The 17,926-nt window shown below is 64.0% G+C and carries 15 protein-coding genes; 7 read left to right on the top strand and 8 right to left on the bottom strand.

What is annotated here, in order from left to right; all coding sequences use genetic code 11:
* Positions 1 to 20 precede the first annotated feature (20 nt).
* The gene (locus MKD38_RS25995; RefSeq protein WP_252681540.1) at positions 21 to 1,148 is read right to left on the bottom strand and encodes an AGE family epimerase/isomerase; all 1,128 of its coding nucleotides are present in this window, start codon (positions 1,146 to 1,148) and stop codon (positions 21 to 23) included.
* A gap of 134 nt (positions 1,149 to 1,282) precedes the next feature.
* On the opposite strand from MKD38_RS25995, the gene MKD38_RS25990 reads away from it, so the two are divergent.
* Complete coding sequence (locus tag MKD38_RS25990; protein ID WP_252681538.1) at positions 1,283 to 1,531, top strand: hypothetical protein; 249 nt, start codon at positions 1,283 to 1,285, stop codon at positions 1,529 to 1,531.
* Positions 1,532 to 1,771: 240 nt separating this feature from the next.
* The gene (locus MKD38_RS25985; RefSeq protein WP_062803237.1) at positions 1,772 to 2,050 is read left to right on the top strand and encodes a hypothetical protein; all 279 of its coding nucleotides are present in this window, start codon (positions 1,772 to 1,774) and stop codon (positions 2,048 to 2,050) included.
* A gap of 32 nt (positions 2,051 to 2,082) precedes the next feature.
* On the opposite strand, the gene MKD38_RS25980 is transcribed toward MKD38_RS25985, so the two are convergent.
* Positions 2,083 to 3,717: an acyl-CoA synthetase gene (locus MKD38_RS25980; RefSeq protein ID WP_252681536.1), complete on the bottom strand. Its 1,635-nt coding sequence runs from the start codon at positions 3,715 to 3,717 to the stop codon at positions 2,083 to 2,085.
* 197 nt (positions 3,718 to 3,914) lie between these two features.
* Between MKD38_RS25980 and MKD38_RS25975 the strand changes: the two genes are divergently transcribed.
* From MKD38_RS25975 to MKD38_RS25955, 5 genes are all read left to right on the top strand, one after another.
* Positions 3,915 to 4,631 carry a Crp/Fnr family transcriptional regulator gene (locus MKD38_RS25975; RefSeq protein ID WP_252681534.1) on the top strand — a complete coding sequence of 239 codons (717 nt, stop codon included), beginning with the start codon at positions 3,915 to 3,917 and terminating at the stop codon, positions 4,629 to 4,631.
* 118 nt (positions 4,632 to 4,749) lie between these two features.
* Positions 4,750 to 5,394: an AraC family transcriptional regulator gene (locus MKD38_RS25970; RefSeq protein ID WP_252681532.1), complete on the top strand. Its 645-nt coding sequence runs from the start codon at positions 4,750 to 4,752 to the stop codon at positions 5,392 to 5,394.
* A 204-nt stretch (positions 5,395 to 5,598) separates the two neighbouring features.
* The gene (locus MKD38_RS25965) at positions 5,599 to 7,209 is read left to right on the top strand and encodes a hypothetical protein (protein ID WP_252681530.1); all 1,611 of its coding nucleotides are present in this window, start codon (positions 5,599 to 5,601) and stop codon (positions 7,207 to 7,209) included.
* Between the two features lie 306 nt (positions 7,210 to 7,515).
* Entirely contained in the window at positions 7,516 to 8,148 is a 633-nt protein-coding gene (locus MKD38_RS25960) for a response regulator transcription factor (protein WP_252681527.1), read from the top strand.
* Positions 8,145 to 9,986 carry an ATP-binding response regulator gene (locus MKD38_RS25955; protein ID WP_252681524.1) on the top strand — a complete coding sequence of 614 codons (1,842 nt, stop codon included), beginning with the start codon at positions 8,145 to 8,147 and terminating at the stop codon, positions 9,984 to 9,986. The genes MKD38_RS25960 and MKD38_RS25955 overlap by 4 nt, the downstream gene beginning before the upstream one ends.
* Before the next feature lie 32 nt (positions 9,987 to 10,018).
* Here the strand turns inward: MKD38_RS25955 and MKD38_RS25950 are convergent, their stop codons facing one another.
* The 6 genes from MKD38_RS25950 to MKD38_RS25925 form a co-directional block, all read right to left on the bottom strand.
* Complete coding sequence (locus MKD38_RS25950; protein WP_010812488.1) at positions 10,019 to 10,186, bottom strand: hypothetical protein; 168 nt, start codon at positions 10,184 to 10,186, stop codon at positions 10,019 to 10,021.
* A 208-nt stretch (positions 10,187 to 10,394) separates the two neighbouring features.
* Positions 10,395 to 10,817: a VOC family protein gene (locus MKD38_RS25945; protein WP_252681521.1), complete on the bottom strand. Its 423-nt coding sequence runs from the start codon at positions 10,815 to 10,817 to the stop codon at positions 10,395 to 10,397.
* A gap of 29 nt (positions 10,818 to 10,846) precedes the next feature.
* Positions 10,847 to 11,962 carry an NADH:flavin oxidoreductase/NADH oxidase gene (locus MKD38_RS25940; RefSeq protein ID WP_252681519.1) on the bottom strand — a complete coding sequence of 372 codons (1,116 nt, stop codon included), beginning with the start codon at positions 11,960 to 11,962 and terminating at the stop codon, positions 10,847 to 10,849.
* Between the two features lie 787 nt (positions 11,963 to 12,749).
* Entirely contained in the window at positions 12,750 to 14,150 is a 1,401-nt protein-coding gene (locus MKD38_RS25935; RefSeq protein WP_252681656.1) for a T6SS immunity protein Tli4 family protein, read from the bottom strand.
* 25 nt (positions 14,151 to 14,175) lie between these two features.
* A complete protein-coding gene (locus tag MKD38_RS25930; RefSeq protein WP_252681517.1) occupies positions 14,176 to 17,163 on the bottom strand; it encodes a phospholipase D-like domain-containing protein in 2,988 nt (995 codons plus the stop codon).
* A 10-nt stretch (positions 17,164 to 17,173) separates the two neighbouring features.
* Positions 17,174 to 17,926, bottom strand: a 753-nt coding sequence (locus MKD38_RS25925) for a DUF2345 domain-containing protein (protein ID WP_252681514.1), incomplete at its 5' end; no start/stop codon positions are given.

Genomic DNA, 17,926 nt, shown 5'->3' with positions numbered 1-17,926 from the left:
CAACGCCCTGGTCCGCGCGTTCATGCGGCCGTTGCGGGCCATTGCAGCCCTGCGACCACAGCCAGCGCCTGGTAAGAGGTGGCCAGGTGATAGGGCGAAGTCGAAGGCATCTCCGCACGCACCACGTCGCCGGTCGGCGCCAGGCACTCATGCCAGCCCTGCGCGTGCAGGAAACGGCTGCGGAACTGCGCGGCCCAGTCAGCCAGCGTGGCCAGCGACTGCGCCGAGCCTTCCACTGCCAGCGCGCGCGCAAACTCGGTCTGCGCCCAGATGCGCTCGGTGCCGTCGATCCTTGCGCCGTCCGCCTCCAGTGCCGCGCAGACACCCAGCGTGCCGGCGGCCACGCCGTGCTGCTGCGCAAACGCGAAGGCGCGGCGCAGGGCATCCGCTAGCGGCAGATCGTCAAACAGCGCCGGCCTGCCAGCCACCAGCGAGAACCATTCGAACTGGTGCCCCGGTTCGATGCGGTTGTCCGCGCTGCCTTGCGGCAGCTCCGCCACGCAGCCGTTGGCGGAATCGACAAAGCGCTCGTGCACCGCCATCGCAATCTCGCGCAGCCGTTCCGCATACCACTCGTCGCCGGTGGCATCCAGCGCGGCCAGGTAGGCCTCGGTCAGGTGCATGACCGGGTTCTGCAGCACGCCCGCACCCTTGGGCCGGAAGTGCTCGGTCAGCGCGGCGTGGTACAGGCCCTGTCCATCGGCGAAGCGGTCCTCGACGATATCGACGGTTTCATCGAGCACCTCCAGCGCATCCTCGTTGCCGAAGCGCGCGTAATACGCGGCGCAGGCGAAGATCACGAAGGCATGGGTGTAGAGATCGCGTGCACTGTCGAGCGGCGCGCCGGCCGGGTCGACGCTGTAGATCCACGCGCCCTCGCCATTGCCGAAATAGGCCTGCAGCGAGCCGAACAGTGTATCGGCATGCGTCTGCTGCCCTGCCAGCGAAAACACGTACAACTGGCGCGCACACGCCATGGCGCGATAACGCGCCGGCGGCAGCGGCGCGGCGCTGCCGCCGGCGAGCCCTTCATAGGGCAGCAACAGGTCGGGATTCCAGCCGGAGGCGGTCCACAGCGGCAGCACGACGGCATCGTAATGCGCCGTCAGGGCGGCGATCCGTTGGTTGAGCTCGGGCGAGAGAGGCATGTTAAGGCGACAAGATCCGGCGCGGCAACTGCCGCAAAGGCCGTATCTTGCCATGGCGCGGCCGCAATGCCTTATGGCATTTACGGCGCACACTTGCTAGCATCAATGCGCCTACCTGCGAACGGGAGACACCCATGTCGACTTTGCCTCTCACGCTGACCGACAATCACCGCACCCTGGTGCTCCATGTTCTCGAGGACGGGACGGGCCAGTTCACCTGGCGCATCGTCATGGAAGAACGCTGCGGCGCCGCCGACGAGGACTGCACGGTCTCGGCACCGGACACCTACAGGTCCTATGCGGAAGCCGAAGCCGCATGCTGGGCCGCCGGCAACGGCATCCTGAACGGCCCGCGCGCCGCAGGCGAACTGCGCATCACCTGACCCCGGCAAATTATCGCGATTCACTTGCACTACGCGCCGCGTGACCTAGTCTGGAAGCGTGGCAGTGGCAACGCGGGCGATGCATTGCCCGCGATTCTTCATTCCGGCCACGTCCCGGGCACGCGCCGCTGCCCGGTGCGCTTTTCTGCCACCTGCCTGTCATCTTCCTGGCCTTTACTGGCCTGGTCGCCATGCCGCGCCAAGAAACGGGTACGGTGGCCAGGGCCGCAGGAGCATGCAATGGACAAGCCGGTCGTCACGCCCCAGCGCTTCGTTGAACTGATGAACGAACGCCTCACCAAGCACCCGCTGTTCCGCGAGGGCATGCGGGTCTACGCCATTCCGCAGCACAGCGATCATCCGCGCAGCCTGGTCTGCGTGGGACCGCGCGGCACCGAATGCGTATGCGCCACCATCGAAAGCATCGTGCGCGGCGAATGCGAGGTCTTCCCCGACATCGGCCCGGACTGGCATCAACCGCCCAGGACCGCAACGCCGCCCGAGGTGCGGGCGCGCTAAAGGACGCGGCGCCGTATGGCGCCGCTTGCGTTTCAGACGTCGATCGCCGAATCGGACTTCACCTTGCGGCGCAGCTCGAATTTCTGGATCTTGCCGGTGGAGGTCTTGGGCAACGGTCCGAAGTAAACCGCCTTGGGAACCTTGAAGCCCGCCAGCAGCGTGCGGCAATGCGCGATCAGTTCTTCCGCGCTGACGCTGACCCCATCCTTCAGTTCGACAAAGGCGCACGGTGTCTCGCCCCACTTGGCATCGGGCTGCGCCACCACCGCCGCGGCCAGCACCGCCGGATGCCGGTAGAGCGCGTCTTCCACTTCCACGCTCGAGATGTTTTCTCCGCCGGAGATGATGATGTCCTTGCTGCGGTCCTTGATCTTGATATAGCCGTCGGGCATGCACACACCCAGGTCGCCGGTATGGAACCAGCCGCCGGCGAAGGCTTCGCGCGTGGCCTTCTCGTTCTTCAGGTAGCCCTTCATGCAGATGTTGCCGCGGAACATGATCTCGCCGATGGTCTCGCCGTCGGCCGGCACCGGCTGCATGGAATCGGGATCGAGCACGGCCACCTGCGACTGCAGGTGATAGCGCACGCCCTGGCGCGCCTTCCTGACCGCGCGATCCTGCTCCGACAGCGTGCTCCAGTCGTCCTGCTCGGCGCAGACCGCGGCCGGGCCGTAGACCTCGGTCAGGCCGTAGACGTGGGTCAACTCGAAGCCCATCGCCTCCATCTGCGCCAGCACCGCGGCCGGCGGCGGCGCGCCGGCCACCATGCCGCGCACCGGCCCGCGCACGCCCTCGCGCCACGCAGCGGGTGCATTGACCAGCGCGGTATGCACGATCGGCGCGGCGCAGTAGTGGGTCACGCCTTCATCGCGCATCAGGTCGAACACCAGCTTGGGCTCGAACTTGCGCAGGCACACGTTGACGCCCGCGCGCGCCGCCACCGTCCACGGGAAACACCAGCCGTTGCAGTGGAACATCGGCAGCGTCCACAGGTAGACCGGGTGCTTGGGCAGGTCCCACTCAAGGATGTTGGAGACCGCATTGATGGCCGCGCCGCGGTGATGGTAGACCACGCCCTTGGGATCGCCGGTGGTGCCCGACGTATAGTTCAGCGCGATCGCATCCCACTCGTCGGCGGGCAGTTGCCAGGCATACGCCGGGTCGCCGCCAGCGAGGAAGGCTTCGTAATCGGTCTCGCCGAACGGCGTCGCCTGCGGGCCCAGCACGTCGTGCACGGCAATCACCTTCAGCCCCGGAAGCTCCAGCGCCATCTGCCGCGCCACGTCGGCAAACTCGGTATCGGCCAGCAGCACGCGCGCCTCGCCATGGCGCAGCATGAACAGCAGGTTGGCGGCGTCGAGGCGGATATTCAGCGCATTGAGCACGGCACCGGCCATCGGCACGCCGAAATGCGCTTCCACCATGGCCGGCGTATTGGGCAGCAGCGCGGCCACGGTATCGCCCTTGCCGACGCCGGCGCGTGCCAGCGCGCTGGCCAGGCGCCGCGCGCGCGCATAGGTGTCGCGCCAGTTCTGGCGCAGCGAGCCGTGCACGATGGCCAGGCGGTCGCCATATACCTCGGCGGCGCGGACCAGGAAATCAATGGGTGTCAGCGGCACGAAGTTGGCCGCGTTGCGGGCCAGGCCGCTGTCGAAATCGGTTGGCATTTCGGGTGTCTCCGCCTTATCGAGTCAATCGGGCGCTGTCATTCGGGCGCCTTGCGGCGCTGTCACTTTTTCCGGCACAAGGCTATCATCGCACACGCCGGCGCACTGTCGTCGAGACGACAAACCTGCCGCAAACCCGCGCCAGGCAAGGCTTACACGATTCTTACAGGATGCGGCGCGGCGCGCCCGTCCATGCCATGAGCGAACCCGCAGACCCCACTTCCCTCCCCGCGCCGGCACCCGCCCCGGTGCTGGCCGGCCATGCCTGGTTCGGCGAACTGGCCCCGGCACACCAGGCCCTGGCCGCGCGCGAAACCCTGCTGCAATCCTTTGCCGCGGGCAGCTTCATTGCCCGGCGCGGCGAGCCTTCGCGCCACTGGATCGGCGTCGACAGCGGCCTGATCAAGCTGGCGGTGTACACGCCCGACGGCCGCGGCTGCACCTTCTCGGGCGTGCCAGCCGGCGGCTGGTGCGGAGAAGGCAGCGTGATCAAGCGCGAGCGCCGCCGCTATGACGTGATCGCGATCCGCGACTCGCAGGTGCTGCTGGTGCCCGAGCCGGTTTTCAACACATTGCTGGCGCAGAGCCTGCCGTTCGCCAGCTTTGTCGTGCGCCAGCTTAACGAACGCATGGGCCAGTTCATCGCCACCGTGCAGAACGATCGCCTGCTGGGTGCCGATGCGCGCGTGGCGCAAGCCATCGCGCAGCTATTCCATCCGGACCTGTATCCGCGCACCAGCCCGGTCCTGGAGCTGTCGCAGGAAGAAATCGGCCTGCTCACCGGGCTCTCGCGCCAGCGCGTCAACCAGGCGCTGCGCCGGCTGGCCGATGCGGGCATGGTGCACCTGTCGTACCAAAGCATCCGCGTGACCGACCTGCCGCGGCTGCGCCACTTTGGGATGTCGGACCTGTAACGCGGCCGTCACCAGGTGCCGGGCCGGCCTTAAACCGCTGTCCGCGGCCTTGCGCCGCCCGCCGAATCCTGCGACAGTTACCCGCCGCACCGCCGCCAGCTTCCGGGTCGTTTTCCGCATGCCGCTTGTCAGCCGTCACCACGTCCGCTTTGCCCGCCTGCGCTTTCCCTTTGCCGTCCATGTGCAAGCCCTGCACGGCACCGCCAGCCTGCGCGATGCCAATGCGCGGCGCGAAGTGCGGCCCGGCGACCCGTTCGTGGTGCACGCCTTCGCCCACTTCGACTGCGACCTTCCCGGTACCTGGCAGCAACCCTGCGCCATCGTCCTGACCGCCGTACCGGACAGCGACTGTCCCCGGCTGGCAGGCAAGCCCGCCGATCGTCCGTGGTCGCGCCAGTTCGCCGGCCTGGTCTTTTCCCGCCCCGACACCGACTGGAACGCCGAGCGCCTGGCGGCGCAATGGCAAGTGCCGGCGCGCCTGGTGCGCGCGCGCCTCTTTGCCGAAGGCGAGGCGCTGCATCCGCTGCTGCGCGAGCAACGCGCCGCCCATGCGCTGCACGCACTGGCGAGCGCCGGCGGCCTGGTGCCCGCACTGGATCAACTGGCCGCCCATGCGGGCCTGCGCTCAGCCAGCGCACTGGCGCGCGCCTGGCATGACTGGTTCGGCATCGACGCCATGCGGCTGCTCGAAGATTGCCGCGCTGGTGGCCGCACGCTCGCGCCGACGGCAACGTGGCCGGGGCTGGTGCGGGCGGCTGCCTGATTCGCCTTCCTTCCGCGGCAAACCGTCGTCCACGCCGCACGTGTTTTGTCAATCACCTCAACGCGGGTTGGGCGCGCATAGGCATTTCTCGCAAAATCACGCCCGCAAGGCGGGTCAGCCGCCCTGTGGGCGGGGTCCTGCATGAGCCGGTGTTCCACCACGCAGCGCCCTGCCATAACAAAAACCACAGAAAACAATACAGGGATGAAAACAAAACATCTGTTTTTGACGGGTCTGGCGGCGGCCGTACTGACGGCCTGCGGAGGCGGCGGTGGAGATTCCGCGCCCACCACGGCGCCCGCCGCCACGAAGATCAGCGGCACCGCGGCCGTGGGCGCTGCGTTGGGTGGTGCCACGGTCCAGGCCAAGTGTGCTGCGGGGAGCGGCACGGCAACTACCGCCGCGGATGGAACCTTTACGCTCAGCATCGATGGCGCCACGCGCCCTTGCGTGCTCAGCGTCAAGACGCCGGACGGCACCACGCTGCATTCGGTATTGGAGGCGGGCACCGGCACCACGGCGGTGGCCAACATCACCCCGTTGACCGAACTGGTGACCGCGTCGCTGGCGCAAGGCAGCACCACGGCCTTCTTCGAGCAGTTCGACACCGCGGCGCAGGCCAAGCTGACTTCCGACGGCCTGGCCGGCGCCACCCAGGCGGTGCGCCTGGTGCTGACCGGCGTGGTGGACCTGGGCAACGTCGACCCGCTCAAGGACCCGCTGGTGGCCGCCAACGGCGCCAACGCCGGCAATGCCCAGGACAAGCTGCTGGACCAGTTGGGCGATCGCCTGGAAGCCTCGCAGACCACGCTGGGTGAATTGTCCTCCGCGGTGGCATCCAACGCCGACGCCGCGGCGGTGCAGACTGCGCTGCAGCCGGCAGCGTCGAGCTGCGCCGGGCTGAAGACGGGCAAGTACCATGTGATCGGCCTGGGGTCCGCGATGGCGGAAGCCGGCGACCTCGACGCGGCCGCGCTCAAGCTGCAGATCGGCAATGAAACCGTCCCCTTCACTGCCGTTGCACAGGATGCCTGCCGCTTCACCGTGCCGGGCGCAAACGGGACCACCAACACCGTAATGGTCTCCAAGTCGGGCATCGCGCTGGCCGTGCCGCCCGCGGGCCCGATGAGCGATCTGCCGACCCTGCTGATGCCCGCACAGGCCGTTGCCCTGGCCGACCTGGCAGGCGACTGGAACGGTCTCGGCATGGAGCGGGACAACAGCGGAACGCCCTACGCATCGCGCCGCGTGACCTTCAGCATCGATGCCACGGGCAAGCTGACCAAGGGTGCCGACTGCTCCGGCGTGAACACCTGCGAGGCATGGCTGCCTGAAGAACTGCCGACGCTCAGCGCCAACGCCGACGGCAGCTTCAAGATCACCGACAGTTTCGGCTCGCAGCTTGCCTATGCATTCAAGGGCACCGACAGCCAGGTGACGGTCGTGATTACCCACGACGATGGCTTCATGATCGCCGCCAAGCAGGTGGTGCGCCCCCTGCCGGTGGTGGGCACGACCAACTCGTACTGGGACACGGTAATGTATAGCGGCCTGGTGCCCACGCTGCAAAACGCCGGCACGTGGTCGACCATCGTGACTGTGGTGGATGCGCAAACCGGCACCTACACCCGCAAGCGCGTGGAAGACAGCCGTTTGGACAGCTGGAAGGTTAACAGCCCGGCCAATGGCCTGCGCTACCGTGCCGCCACTAGCGGCGCTTCCGAGATGATCTCGCTGGTTCCGGGCAATACCGGCCTGGGCCTGGGGATCGCCGCGAACGGATCGTTCTACGATATCTCGGTGAACCGCCCGTAACTGCCCCGCAAGGCGCCGGTGCGGGCGCCTTGCACCAGGCAAGTCAAGCCGGTGCCGCCATGCGGTGCCGGCTTTTTTTTCGCCGGCATCTGGCGACCGTTCGCCCAAAAAAATACCCACAGCCGGGTGGTAGTGGGTAACAAAGTGGTGCGGGCACGTCGCGGAACTGCCCACGGCTCGCATCTTTGCATCGACATTCCCGCGCGCCAATAATCTTTCCGGACTAGTTGCGCCCCCACAGCGGTTGCATGGACAAGCGCCGGCGATTCTTGTTCAATGGATCGCCCCTCGCACCCCCTCTGTTCAATGCCCCACGCCCGCCTGCTGCTGATCGACGACCATACCTTGTTCCGCACCGGGCTGCGCCTGGTGCTGGCCGACAGCCCCAGCGTGGCCCATATCATCGAAGCGGGTTCGGTCATGCAGGCGGTGCAGGACCACGGCGGCGCGGCGGTCGACATCATGCTGCTCGATATCCAGATGCCCGGCCTGAACGGCATCGAGGGCGTCAAGGTATTGCGCCGGCATTTCCCGGCGGCGCGCATCCTGATCGTGTCGGGCACTTCGGGGCTGGACACCATCCCGGCCGAAGTGCGGCGCGAGATTGCCGGCTTCCTGCCCAAGTCCGCCGACGCAAACGAAATCGAGGAAGCCATCGCGTGCTGCCTGGCTGGCGGAACACATTTTTCCGGTGAAACCGATACCGGGGCACCGCCCCAGCCGTCCTACGCTGCGAGCAACCTCACACCGCGCCAGCTCGAGGTGCTGCATCAGTTGACGCTGGGCCGCTCGAACAAGGTCATTGCCTACCATATGGGCCTGTCCGAGAACACCGTGCGCGTCCATGTCGCGGCCATCCTGGACCATCTCGGCGTGGTCAGCCGAGTCGAAGCCATCCTTGAAGCCCAGCGGCGCGGACTGGTACAGGCGGCGCGATGACGGCGGAGACCACCGCCCCGGCCGCCCCCGCGCGCCGGCCGCTGCGCTGGCTGCCCCGCTACGATGCGCCACGCATTCTGGCGGCGCAGATGAGCCTGATCGACCAGAGCTTCGGTTGCGCGATGGCAGGCAGTTCGCTGGCAGCGATCTTCCTGGCGGCGGGCCTGGTCCTGAACTGGGACCGTCCCGGCGCCCTGCCCTGGGCCGGTGCGATGGTGCTGGCTTGCGCCGTGGCGTACTTCGGCCGGCTGCGGCTGCCCGGGCGGCTGACTGAAGCCGGCGCGGCGCGCTATGCGCGCGGCATGACCGCCATGCTGATGCTGATCGGCGCGCTGTGGGGACTGGTGGCATGGCTGTACCTGGACGTGCGCATGCCGGCGGTGGTGATCTGCATCCTGTCGCTGATCGCCGGCATGAGCGCGGCGGCGCTGGCGGTATTCTCGGCATGCCTGCCGGTGGCGATCGGTTTCTTCGTGCCGGCGATCGTGCCGGTCTGGATCGCCTTCCTGGCTACCGGCGATCTCGAATACCTGCCGATGTTCCTCGCCACGCCGCTGTACCTGTGCGTGCTGCTGGTGTTTGCGCGCAACTACGCGCGCGTGGCGCGGCAATCGATCGCGCTGCGCTTCGAGAACGTGGAACTGATCTCGCAGCTGCGCGAGCAGACCACGCGCGCCGAGGCCGCGCAGCACGCGGCCGAAGAAGCCAGCCGCGCCAAATCGGTGTTCCTGGCCTCCGCCAGCCATGACCTGCGCCAGCCGCTGCACGCGATGGGGCTGTTCCTGGTATCGCTCGGCCGCACCAGCCTGGATGAACGGCAGCGCCAGTTGCTGGCGCATATCGAGGCCTCTTCCGGCGCCGCGCGCGAGATGCTGAACTCGCTGCTGGACTTCTCCAAGCTCGAGGCCGGCGTGATCACGCCGCGCGCGCGTGCGTTCCGCCTGCAGCCGCTGCTGCACAAGCTGGAGAACGAATTCGCGCCACAGGCCGAGGCGCGCGGGCTGGTGTACCGCACCCGCGATACCACCGTCACGCTGCATGGCGATCCCACCCTGGTCGAACTGGTGCTGCGCAACCTGATTGCCAATGCCATCCGCTATACGCAACGCGGCGGCGTGCTGGTGGCCTGCCGCCAGCGCGGCGCGCGCGCGACGATCGAAGTCTGGGACACCGGCATCGGCATCCCCGCTGCCCAGCACCGCGACATCTTTCGGGAATTCCACCAGCTGGGCAATCCCGAACGCGACCAGCGCAAGGGGCTCGGGCTGGGACTGGCCATCGTCGAGGGCCTGGCGCGCACCATGCAGACGCGCGTGACGCTCGCGTCCAGCCCCGCGCGGGGCTCCGTGTTTCGCTTCGACATGCCGCACGCCTGGGAGTCGCCCGAAGAGAGCCCGCGCCCGCCAGCGGCGCGCGCACTCGATGGGTTGAGCGTGCTGGTGATCGATGATGACGAGGCCATCCGCAGCGCGATGTCCGAACTGCTGTCGGCGTGGCGCTGCGAGTGCCGCACGGTCGAATCGGAAGAACAGGCACTGGCAGCACTGGCGGAATTCACGCCCAGGCTGGTGCTTGCCGATTACCGCCTGCGCGGACACCGCACCGGCCAGCAGGCGCTGGACGCGATCCGGCAGCGGCTGGGCCGCCACGTGCCGGCCATCATCATCACGGGGGATACCGCGGCCGACCGCCTGCGCACCGCGCACGCGACCGGCACCGCATTGCTGCACAAACCGGTGGTACCGCAGGAATTGCAGGCGGCCATCGACAACCTGTTGCGCGAGTTCCCGGCACAGGTCAGCAGCACTGCGGACCGCCAGGCAGCGGTCACGAAATGAACTAGGCCCCCGTCACGCAGGGGTCAGGGCCATCAACCGCCCGAATGCAGCGGCGACAGCGAATAGGCCAGCACCAGTCCCGCCACGATCGCCGGCGATCCGAGTCTGATCGCCGTGCTGCGGGACAGCACGCCCAGATACACATACAAACACACCAGCACCATCGCAGTCACATACAGCAGGCTGTCATAGACTTGCATGGACGTCTCCCTTGCCATTGTTCTTATTGCTTTACTTCGGTGGGCTGCCAACGGGGCGGGATGCGTGGGGTATTGCGGAACTGCGTGGGGGGCGCTCCGTCGACAGCATGCTATGGCTGTCTGTTCAAAGGATAGTCCGCACTTCGGCGGCGCGTGGCAATTATGGAAATCCCTTTGCGGCGCTGCACCAGCAGCGGTGCGGGTCGGCTCAATCGGCCGGCAGCATCTCGGGGTTCCATGCAATTTCCCACAGATGCCCGTCCGGATCGTGGAAGTAGCCGGCATATCCGCCCCAGAATGTGTCCTGTGCCGGCTTGACCACGCTTGCCCCCGCGGTCAGTGCCTGCGCCATCACCGCATCGACTTCGGCCTTGTCGGCGACGTTATGGGCCAGCGAGACATCGGTCAGCGCCCGCGGCGTTACCAGCAGTCCGGCGTCATGCGCCAGGCTGGCGCGTGGCCAGAGCGCCAGCTTGAGGCCGGCCTGCAGGTCAAAGAACGCCACCGCGCCGTGCTCGAACTGTTCGCCCACAATGCCCGCGGTAGGCAAGCCAAGTCCGTCGCGATAGAAGCGCACCGCACGCTGCAAGTCATCGACACCCAGCGTGATCAGCGTAATCCTCGGTTTCATGGCAGTTCCTCACATTGTTGGTCGACAGCCTAGCGCTGTCCAAACGCCGCACCGGCGAACAGGTCTTTCAGCTCGCGCGGCTGCGAACGCCAGTATTGCTTCGGCGCCTGCACGCTCGCGCCGAGGCGCGCCGCCGCATGCCAGGGCCAGCGGGGGTCATACAGCATGGCACGCGCCAGCGATACCGCGTCGGCTTCCTGATTGGCGATGATCGCTTCGGCCTGCTCTGGCTCGGTGATGAGGCCCACTGCAATCGTCGGCAGGCCAACTTCCGCCTTCACCCGCTGCGCGTAGGGCACCTGGTAGCCGGGCCCGAGCTTGATCGCCTGCTGCGGCGAGACGCCGCCGGTGGTCACGTGGATCGCCGCGCAACCGCGCGCTTTCAGCGCCTTCGACAACGCCACCGTGCCGTCGATGTCCCATCCGCCCGGCACCCAGTCGGTCGCCGAGATGCGCATCCACACCGGTCGCTGCGCCGGAAACGCCTCGCGCACCGCGTCGAACACTTCGATCGGGAAGCGCATGCGGTTCTCCAGGCTGCCGCCGTATTCGTCGTCCCGGTGGTTGGCCAGCGGCGACAGGAACTGATGCAGCAGATAGCCATGCGCGGCGTGGATCTCGATGCCATCCAGCCCCAGCCGCGCCGCCCGCCTTGCCGCCGCGACAAAGTCATCGCGCACCTGGTCCATGCCGGCGCGATCCAGCGCCACGGGCGCGACTTCCCCAGCGGCGTGCGGCGCCGCGGAAGGCGCCACCGTATGCCAACCACCGGGCGCATCGGGGGCAATCTGCTGGCCGCCATCCCATGGCGCCTGGCTCGAGGCCTTGCGACCGGCGTGCCCCAGCTGGATTGCAATGGCGATCGGCGAATGCGCGCGCATCGCGTTGACCACGCGGCCCAGCGCCGCTTCGTTGTCATCCGAATACAAGCCCAGGTCATGCGGCGTGATCCGCCCTTCCGCCGACACCGCCGTGGCCTCCACGATCAGCATGCCCGCGCCCGACAGCGCCAGCGAACCCAGGTGGATCATGTGCCAGTCACCCGCATTGCCGTCGTGCGCGGAATACTGGCACATCGGCGCAATGGTGATGCGGTTGGCAAGGGTGAGGCCGCCGATGGCGAGCGGCTCGAACAGTTGGCTCATGCGTGGTGCTCCTAGCGGGGATTTTGCAGCGCTTCTGGACAGGAATTTCGATTCTAGGCCCATGCCGGCGTTGCTGCAGGCGGCCGATCATCGTCCCGCGCGGCGCTCGCCGCCCGCCGGCCCCGAAATAAGCGCCACGCAAAGAACCATGCCGGGGCCACCGGCGTCAGTGCATGGGATCGGAAAAAATTCGATGCGGTTCACCCACACACGGCCCAGGCCGCGTGCATGGCGTCTACGGAAGGAAAGTCAGGAAAACGCTGGCCGGCGTAAGCTCAAGCGCCGTGTTCACCAGCAGGCACCACGGTGCAGCCGGATCGGCGAGCGATCGGTCGATACAGGATGGCGGAGGCTGGCAATCGAAGCCCACGTTAGAATTGATGAATATAGTCAGGCGTATGATTGTAGGCAGTAATGCTGGACGCGGCCATATCATGCTGCAATCCCTCGCTCTTGCTGCAGGCGGTAGCCAGCACGCTTGATCCTGTCAGGACAATCGCCAGTATTATGGCTTGCCTTTGCTTCACGTTACTTTCCGCCCTTCCATTCCAGCATTACACGCACGTACTTCTGTGCTGATCACACCATGCTAACGGACTCATGGCGGCACGAGCGGTACTCTTCCCCTCCAACACATTCCACAAAGTGTCTAACCATTGCGCCATGCATTCCTTAAGACTGTCGCCACTAGCCACCTGCTTCCAGGTATCCGCGATAAAGCCATGCACGCTTCGAACCCGATGTTAGAACCATTAGAACGTCAGAAAAGCGCAGTCTGTCCACCTCGCTATTGGATGCCGACCAACTCCGGCATTGGCGGAGTCGTGCGTCGCAGGCGGATGCTCTTGAGCAAGGCATCCAGCCGTGGGCGCGCCTGCTCGTAAGGTGGCGCGTCCTTCGTCAGTTTGGGGTAGGAGGCCCGGGCTGCCGACTCCATCACCACCTCGATGGTCGGCAATATCTGCGAGCCAGCCCAACCGGCGTATCCGGTATAGACGTGATAGCCCTCGCGCGCGGGTTGGCCTGGACGCTTCGCTTCTACCACGATGCCGCCCTGCTCTGCAGTTAGCGATCCAATCTTCGAGGGACGAGGACCCAGGCGCTGTTTCACCGTTGTGTCTTCGGGCAAGTGGCTGAGCAACCCGGTCGACGAGCGGCCGGTCGCATTGAGCAGCGTGGTTTCGGAGGCGCCACCGCCCGGAATCGCGGCAACACTCAGCGTGTAGATGACCGCTGGACTATCGGCGAGCCGGAAAGAAGAGGAGATCTTGTTACCGTAGGTGCCGTCATCCCCGAGGAACGCAAAAGGCAGGCAGAATCCTCTATCCTTGGGAATCTCGTAGAGGGCACGGGGTTTGAGTTGGCTGATCAGTTTGCGCAAAGCGTTCTCGGCGACTTGCCACTGAGCTTCTGTAGGCTCTTCAAATTGCGGAATGTCACCACCACGTAACATTGATTCAAAGGCAACCAGATGTTGACCTAATATAATCGCCCCACGCAGGTATGAAACGCCGCCGCGACGCTGGTCATGGCGAAATGCCATGCTATGAGGACGGCCGAGGTCAACCACTTTTCGGTATTGACCAGCCTTCAGATCGGCGATGTTTTTCTCGGTTTTGGCAATATCGGCGGCAATATTTGCCATTGTATTGGGCCCTGGAGGATTGTGTCGAAAACGTTCTTCCTTCTCCTTCTGCGCATTTAATGAATTCACGGAATTTCGCAATAGGGCCTCGTTTTCCATGGCTCTAAAAGCAAAAAACTCATCACTCAGTTCCCGCGTAACCGGCCCATATACCGCAAACACGGTGCGCAGCTCTTCGGTCTCGAGTTGAAGGTGCCCCTTCCCAGTACCATTATCAAAGTGTTGAATAAAATTTTCAAATGTACCAAATTCACTAGTTTTCGACGAGATCGCCCATTCAAAGGAGGCCCTCTCGGGCACGTCGAAAACTACCCGTCCCAAGCACTCCATGTGCCGTCCATCAGGAGTGACATACCCCGGCGCTGTAGCAGCGAGTCGATCTTCACGACTTGGATTTGGAATCTCAACTTGGTTTCCAAATCGATCGGTACCAATTGCTCCCTTTGGCTCTTCTGCTTGCCCGCTTTGGCCACATCCAGTCAGTATCGCGACCACCAAGATGGCGCGAAGTCCGAAGCCAATCTTCAATATTTTTGTCTGCATCAAACATTAGTCCTAGTGTTCTCACTCAACTATTGGCTCTATTCGGTAGCAAAGCGTCCAATACGGCCATTTGCTGTGAGGAATCACCCCCAACTCCTGGGTCAACATTAGCAAGCGCAGTCAAATTCATTCCCGAATCGTTGTTTTCGCCTCGCATCCACATGATCGGCAGCGCCAAGATGAAGCCTCGGACCCCGGTAGGCACACATTCACGCAACAATAACTTTGCATCCCAGGTGAAGCTCTCATCACGCAGCTGAGGGGCGCGCCAGAATCGTTCATTGAACGGCATATAGCCGCCCAGCTCGCCCTTTTTCTTATCCCATGTCGGCCATACAGATGTAACCTCCTCCAGCTGAGGCAGAAACGGAAACGCGTTCTGGTACGCGATTGCATTGTCTCGCGCTAGTTCTTGAATCGACTCCCACGTCTTTTGTGCGGCTGGCTGTTCAAGACAAGAAGCCAGGGTCCTTGCGGGCGCTGCACTTCCCATTAACCCAAAATGTTTCTTCCACAATGCTCTACGTAGATTATAAGCGACCGTGCCGACAGACTGGGGATTGTGGCCGTCCAATTGCGCCGAGGTCGACTTGTCATCATGAACCACTATGGCCAACTCTGAATCTCGATCACCGAGTTGGCTACGATCATTAATGTTCGCGCTACCTAGAACGACCACACGATCATCAGCGATTAGGAGTTTACTGTGAACATAAATTTGCTCTGTCACCGGCCGACCGCCAAGGTTATCCCAGTTCCGTAGATTTAGTAACGTGAGATATTTTGACCATTCCTCTTGAGGAATTTCTCTATCAAGTACCTGCGACTTGGCCGAATGCGCCGTTTCCCTGGCCCTCTTCACCTCCATCTTCCGCTCACGCACATACTTCATCACCAACAGCGCGCGCCGAATCCGATTCACCAGACTGTGGCTCCCAAACACCAACGACTGCATCGTCAGGTGCTGTTGCGTCATGATGTTGATCGTGTCCAGTGTCCCTTCCGGGTGTACAGGCAACACCATGTAGACATGGAACGGCTTGCCGTCGTAGATGGCCCGTGTAATACGGTCACCCAACGCCTTGCAAATCGGATTCTTCAGGGTCTTTTGCGAAGGTCCCAGAGCGCTGAATCCAGCAATTTGGGCTTGCGTGGCCAGGACCCGTTTCAGGTCATTGACAAAGTCAGCGCCTCCTCCCCTGATGTCCCGCTGGACGTCGTCGATCTGGCTCCACTTGAGGGACTTATAGATCTGCCCGGGGGGCACTCCAAGGATGCCAAGTTGCGCGGCATATTTTTGATATCCCGGCGAGCCTTTGACATCCATCAACGCATGCATCGGTCCTGAAGCAGGGGCCCCGCCGCCCGCTTCCTCGTTCCCGAGCATGGTGCTCCCATAATCGGACTGAAAAAACTGACCCTCGATGTAAATAAAATGCGACGCGCCTTCGATGTTCTTCAGCATTGCGCTCAGGCAGCTGCTTTCCGCAACGCTCGGCGCAGTCTTTTCCGCCTCTCCGGCTGCTTCGGCCACACGCATCTTCTTAGGGGCGCTTCGGAGAACCTGGACCCAGCATGACCCTGGCTGAGCCTTGGATCGTACCGGCCGGTGTGCAGGCCCGATGCGGGGTGCCTTGAGACGAGCCGCGATACCGAGTTGCCGCAGCAGCGCGTCGACCGTCCTGCCATCGCTGCGCTCGTACTGCAGAGCCACGCCATTCCAGCGCCGTACGAAATTGCGACTCAGGTCATAAACCGACGGCCCTTCGATTCGGCAATGCACGTCATGCCAGGGCATGCGGGGCTGTACGCTGCTGTCAGGGCACTTTCCGCCGGCTGGCAAGAGTTTCCCCAGCTTCTCCAGGTTTGCATAGCACTGCTTGCGCTGGCTGCCTTCTGCTTGCAGGGCCAGCACCAGGCGCATGACAAAGGCCTGGATCGTATCGGCTGTATTCTGCAGCAGGGTTGGCGGCAAGCTATCAAGTGTGGCGCCATTCAGCCATGCTATCAGTGCGGTGGTGGCGTCCGCCACCTGCGCGCCGCCGTATTCACGCAATTTTTGGACCTTGGTCTGCAGCGTCGCACCCAGCTGCTGATACGCCCATTTGCTTACATCGGCTGAGGTTTCCTGGGCCGCATCGATGACCTTGTCCTGAGCCTTGCGGACGAATTCCGGTACGACGTCGCTGGTGACCCACCAGTCAGAGATTTGCTTGTTGACGTCCTTGATCTTGTCACTAGCCGCGGAATACGCGTCCATTGCCCCAGCCAGCGGCTTCATCGGTGCGGATAGAACGAATTGCGCCGCACGACCCGCCTTGTTATCAAAGCAGGCCGCCACCAGTTCGGCGCGTGTCAGGTATGCCGTTTGTTCTACGCTGCTGAGGCTATGAATCGGCGGCACGCAGCTGTTATAGAACTCGCTGCCCTGCCGCCCCTCCGCCTTGAGCGAATACTTGCCATCATCCCGGCGGCCGTAAGCGAGATCGATGCCACCCACGTACGCAAACTTGTTATCGATGACGACCAGCTTCTGGTGATGCGAGAAGGCAATGCCCAAGGCACCGGGCTGATCGCATTGCGATACTGCCGGCAGGACGAAGGCCCGCGGTGCGGGCAGACCGGCGTTAAGCTGAATCACCGTTAGCGCGGTCTCCAGGTCTCCCGTGTCGACCCCAACCTTGGGAGACATCCACGGCATGACATAGACACTGGCCCCGTTCCGGACGGCGGTGCGCAGGCATGTCCAAAGCGTCTTCTTTCCCGTCAGCACGACATCGAAATTCACTTGCCAGCCGGTGATGAAGACGCTGGATTGCGCGCCTTCTATCGCCTTGGCGACGTTGTCGAAGTACTCTGTCCCCGTGACAAAGAACTGTACCGCGTTGCCCTTCAAGGGCTCGGAGAAAACGTCCTTGCCATGCACGAAGCAGCCGGGAGCCGATGTCGCCGTCTTTGCGGCCTTCTGGTCTTCACCAAGGATCTGATACACCTGCTTGTCTGGCGCACCCATAGCTTCTTATTTACTGAGTTTTTTTGTAGATCTGATTGGACGACCCCGCAGTCAGCGCATCGCGGGCATAGCGCAGGCGTTGCTGGGTATTGTCGTCCGACATGGATTGCGGCAAGCCACCGCTGAAATCACCGGCATTGAGCGCGTGGCGTGCTGCCTCCTGGTCCGTCCACGACGGATCCTGTTCAGCAACGTGCACGCGTACGGTCTGGCCGGGATAGACCAGCCAGGTGTTGGCTGGACTGGCGCAATAGGCTCGCGCCAGGTCTTCCTGCTGGGCCTGGCTGAGCACCACGTTGCGATCCGCGTCAGTAACGCCATGTGCCACCAGTTCGTCGTCAGCCACCATGCCGAGTCCAAGCGGCGCTTCGCCCGCAGCGATCTTCCAGGGCGCGTGAGCCAGCGCGTGCCCACCTTCGCCCGGGGTATTTGCAAGGCGCATGCGAAATTCCATGGGCTTGTAAGGCATCGGGGCTTGCGGAAATTCCGGGAGCGAGTAGGCGCTATTCACCGGCCCTTCGAATTTCCTCTGCGCCGCCTTATAAGTAATCGCCCCCGGACACTCCACGGTAATATTTCCGCCCTCGATCAATATCGAAGCCCCACCCGCCGTGGCAATGCGGATCCGTTTCGCCGCCGCGAAATCCACGTTCATGTTGGCCGACACCACGGTCAAGTCATCCCGTGCCGCCAGCTTTAACAAATCGTGCTGCGCCTGGATATCGATATCATTCTGCCCCGCCGTCAGCTGCAGGCCGATGTT

The sequence above is a fragment of the Cupriavidus sp. WGlv3 genome (genome assembly GCF_023952475.1).
GTDB classification, from domain to species: domain Bacteria; phylum Pseudomonadota; class Gammaproteobacteria; order Burkholderiales; family Burkholderiaceae; genus Cupriavidus; species Cupriavidus phytorum.
This window is presented reverse-complemented; position numbering and strand designations above follow the sequence as displayed.

Bases quoted from the DNA above. Each gene is read 5' to 3' on its own strand.
- MKD38_RS25970 (WP_252681532.1), top strand. From the start codon at position 4,750: ATGCCGCTTGTCAGCCGTCACCACGTCCGCTTTGCCCGCCTGCGCTTT.
- MKD38_RS25980 (WP_252681536.1), bottom strand. From the start codon at position 3,717: ATGCCAACCGATTTCGACAGCGGCCTGGCCCGCAACGCGGCCAACTTC.
- MKD38_RS25975 (WP_252681534.1), top strand. From the start codon at position 3,915: ATGAGCGAACCCGCAGACCCCACTTCCCTCCCCGCGCCGGCACCCGCC.
- MKD38_RS25935 (WP_252681656.1), bottom strand. From the start codon at position 14,150: ATGCAGACAAAAATATTGAAGATTGGCTTCGGACTTCGCGCCATCTTG.
- MKD38_RS25990 (WP_252681538.1), top strand. From the start codon at position 1,283: ATGTCGACTTTGCCTCTCACGCTGACCGACAATCACCGCACCCTGGTG.
- MKD38_RS25960 (WP_252681527.1), top strand. From the start codon at position 7,516: ATGCCCCACGCCCGCCTGCTGCTGATCGACGACCATACCTTGTTCCGC.
- MKD38_RS25955 (WP_252681524.1), top strand. From the start codon at position 8,145: ATGACGGCGGAGACCACCGCCCCGGCCGCCCCCGCGCGCCGGCCGCTG.
- MKD38_RS25995 (WP_252681540.1), bottom strand. From the start codon at position 1,148: ATGCCTCTCTCGCCCGAGCTCAACCAACGGATCGCCGCCCTGACGGCG.
- MKD38_RS25950 (WP_010812488.1), bottom strand. From the start codon at position 10,186: ATGCAAGTCTATGACAGCCTGCTGTATGTGACTGCGATGGTGCTGGTG.
- MKD38_RS25930 (WP_252681517.1), bottom strand. From the start codon at position 17,163: ATGGGTGCGCCAGACAAGCAGGTGTATCAGATCCTTGGTGAAGACCAG.
- MKD38_RS25945 (WP_252681521.1), bottom strand. From the start codon at position 10,817: ATGAAACCGAGGATTACGCTGATCACGCTGGGTGTCGATGACTTGCAG.
- MKD38_RS25940 (WP_252681519.1), bottom strand. From the start codon at position 11,962: ATGAGCCAACTGTTCGAGCCGCTCGCCATCGGCGGCCTCACCCTTGCC.
- MKD38_RS25985 (WP_062803237.1), top strand. From the start codon at position 1,772: ATGGACAAGCCGGTCGTCACGCCCCAGCGCTTCGTTGAACTGATGAAC.
- MKD38_RS25965 (WP_252681530.1), top strand. From the start codon at position 5,599: ATGAAAACAAAACATCTGTTTTTGACGGGTCTGGCGGCGGCCGTACTG.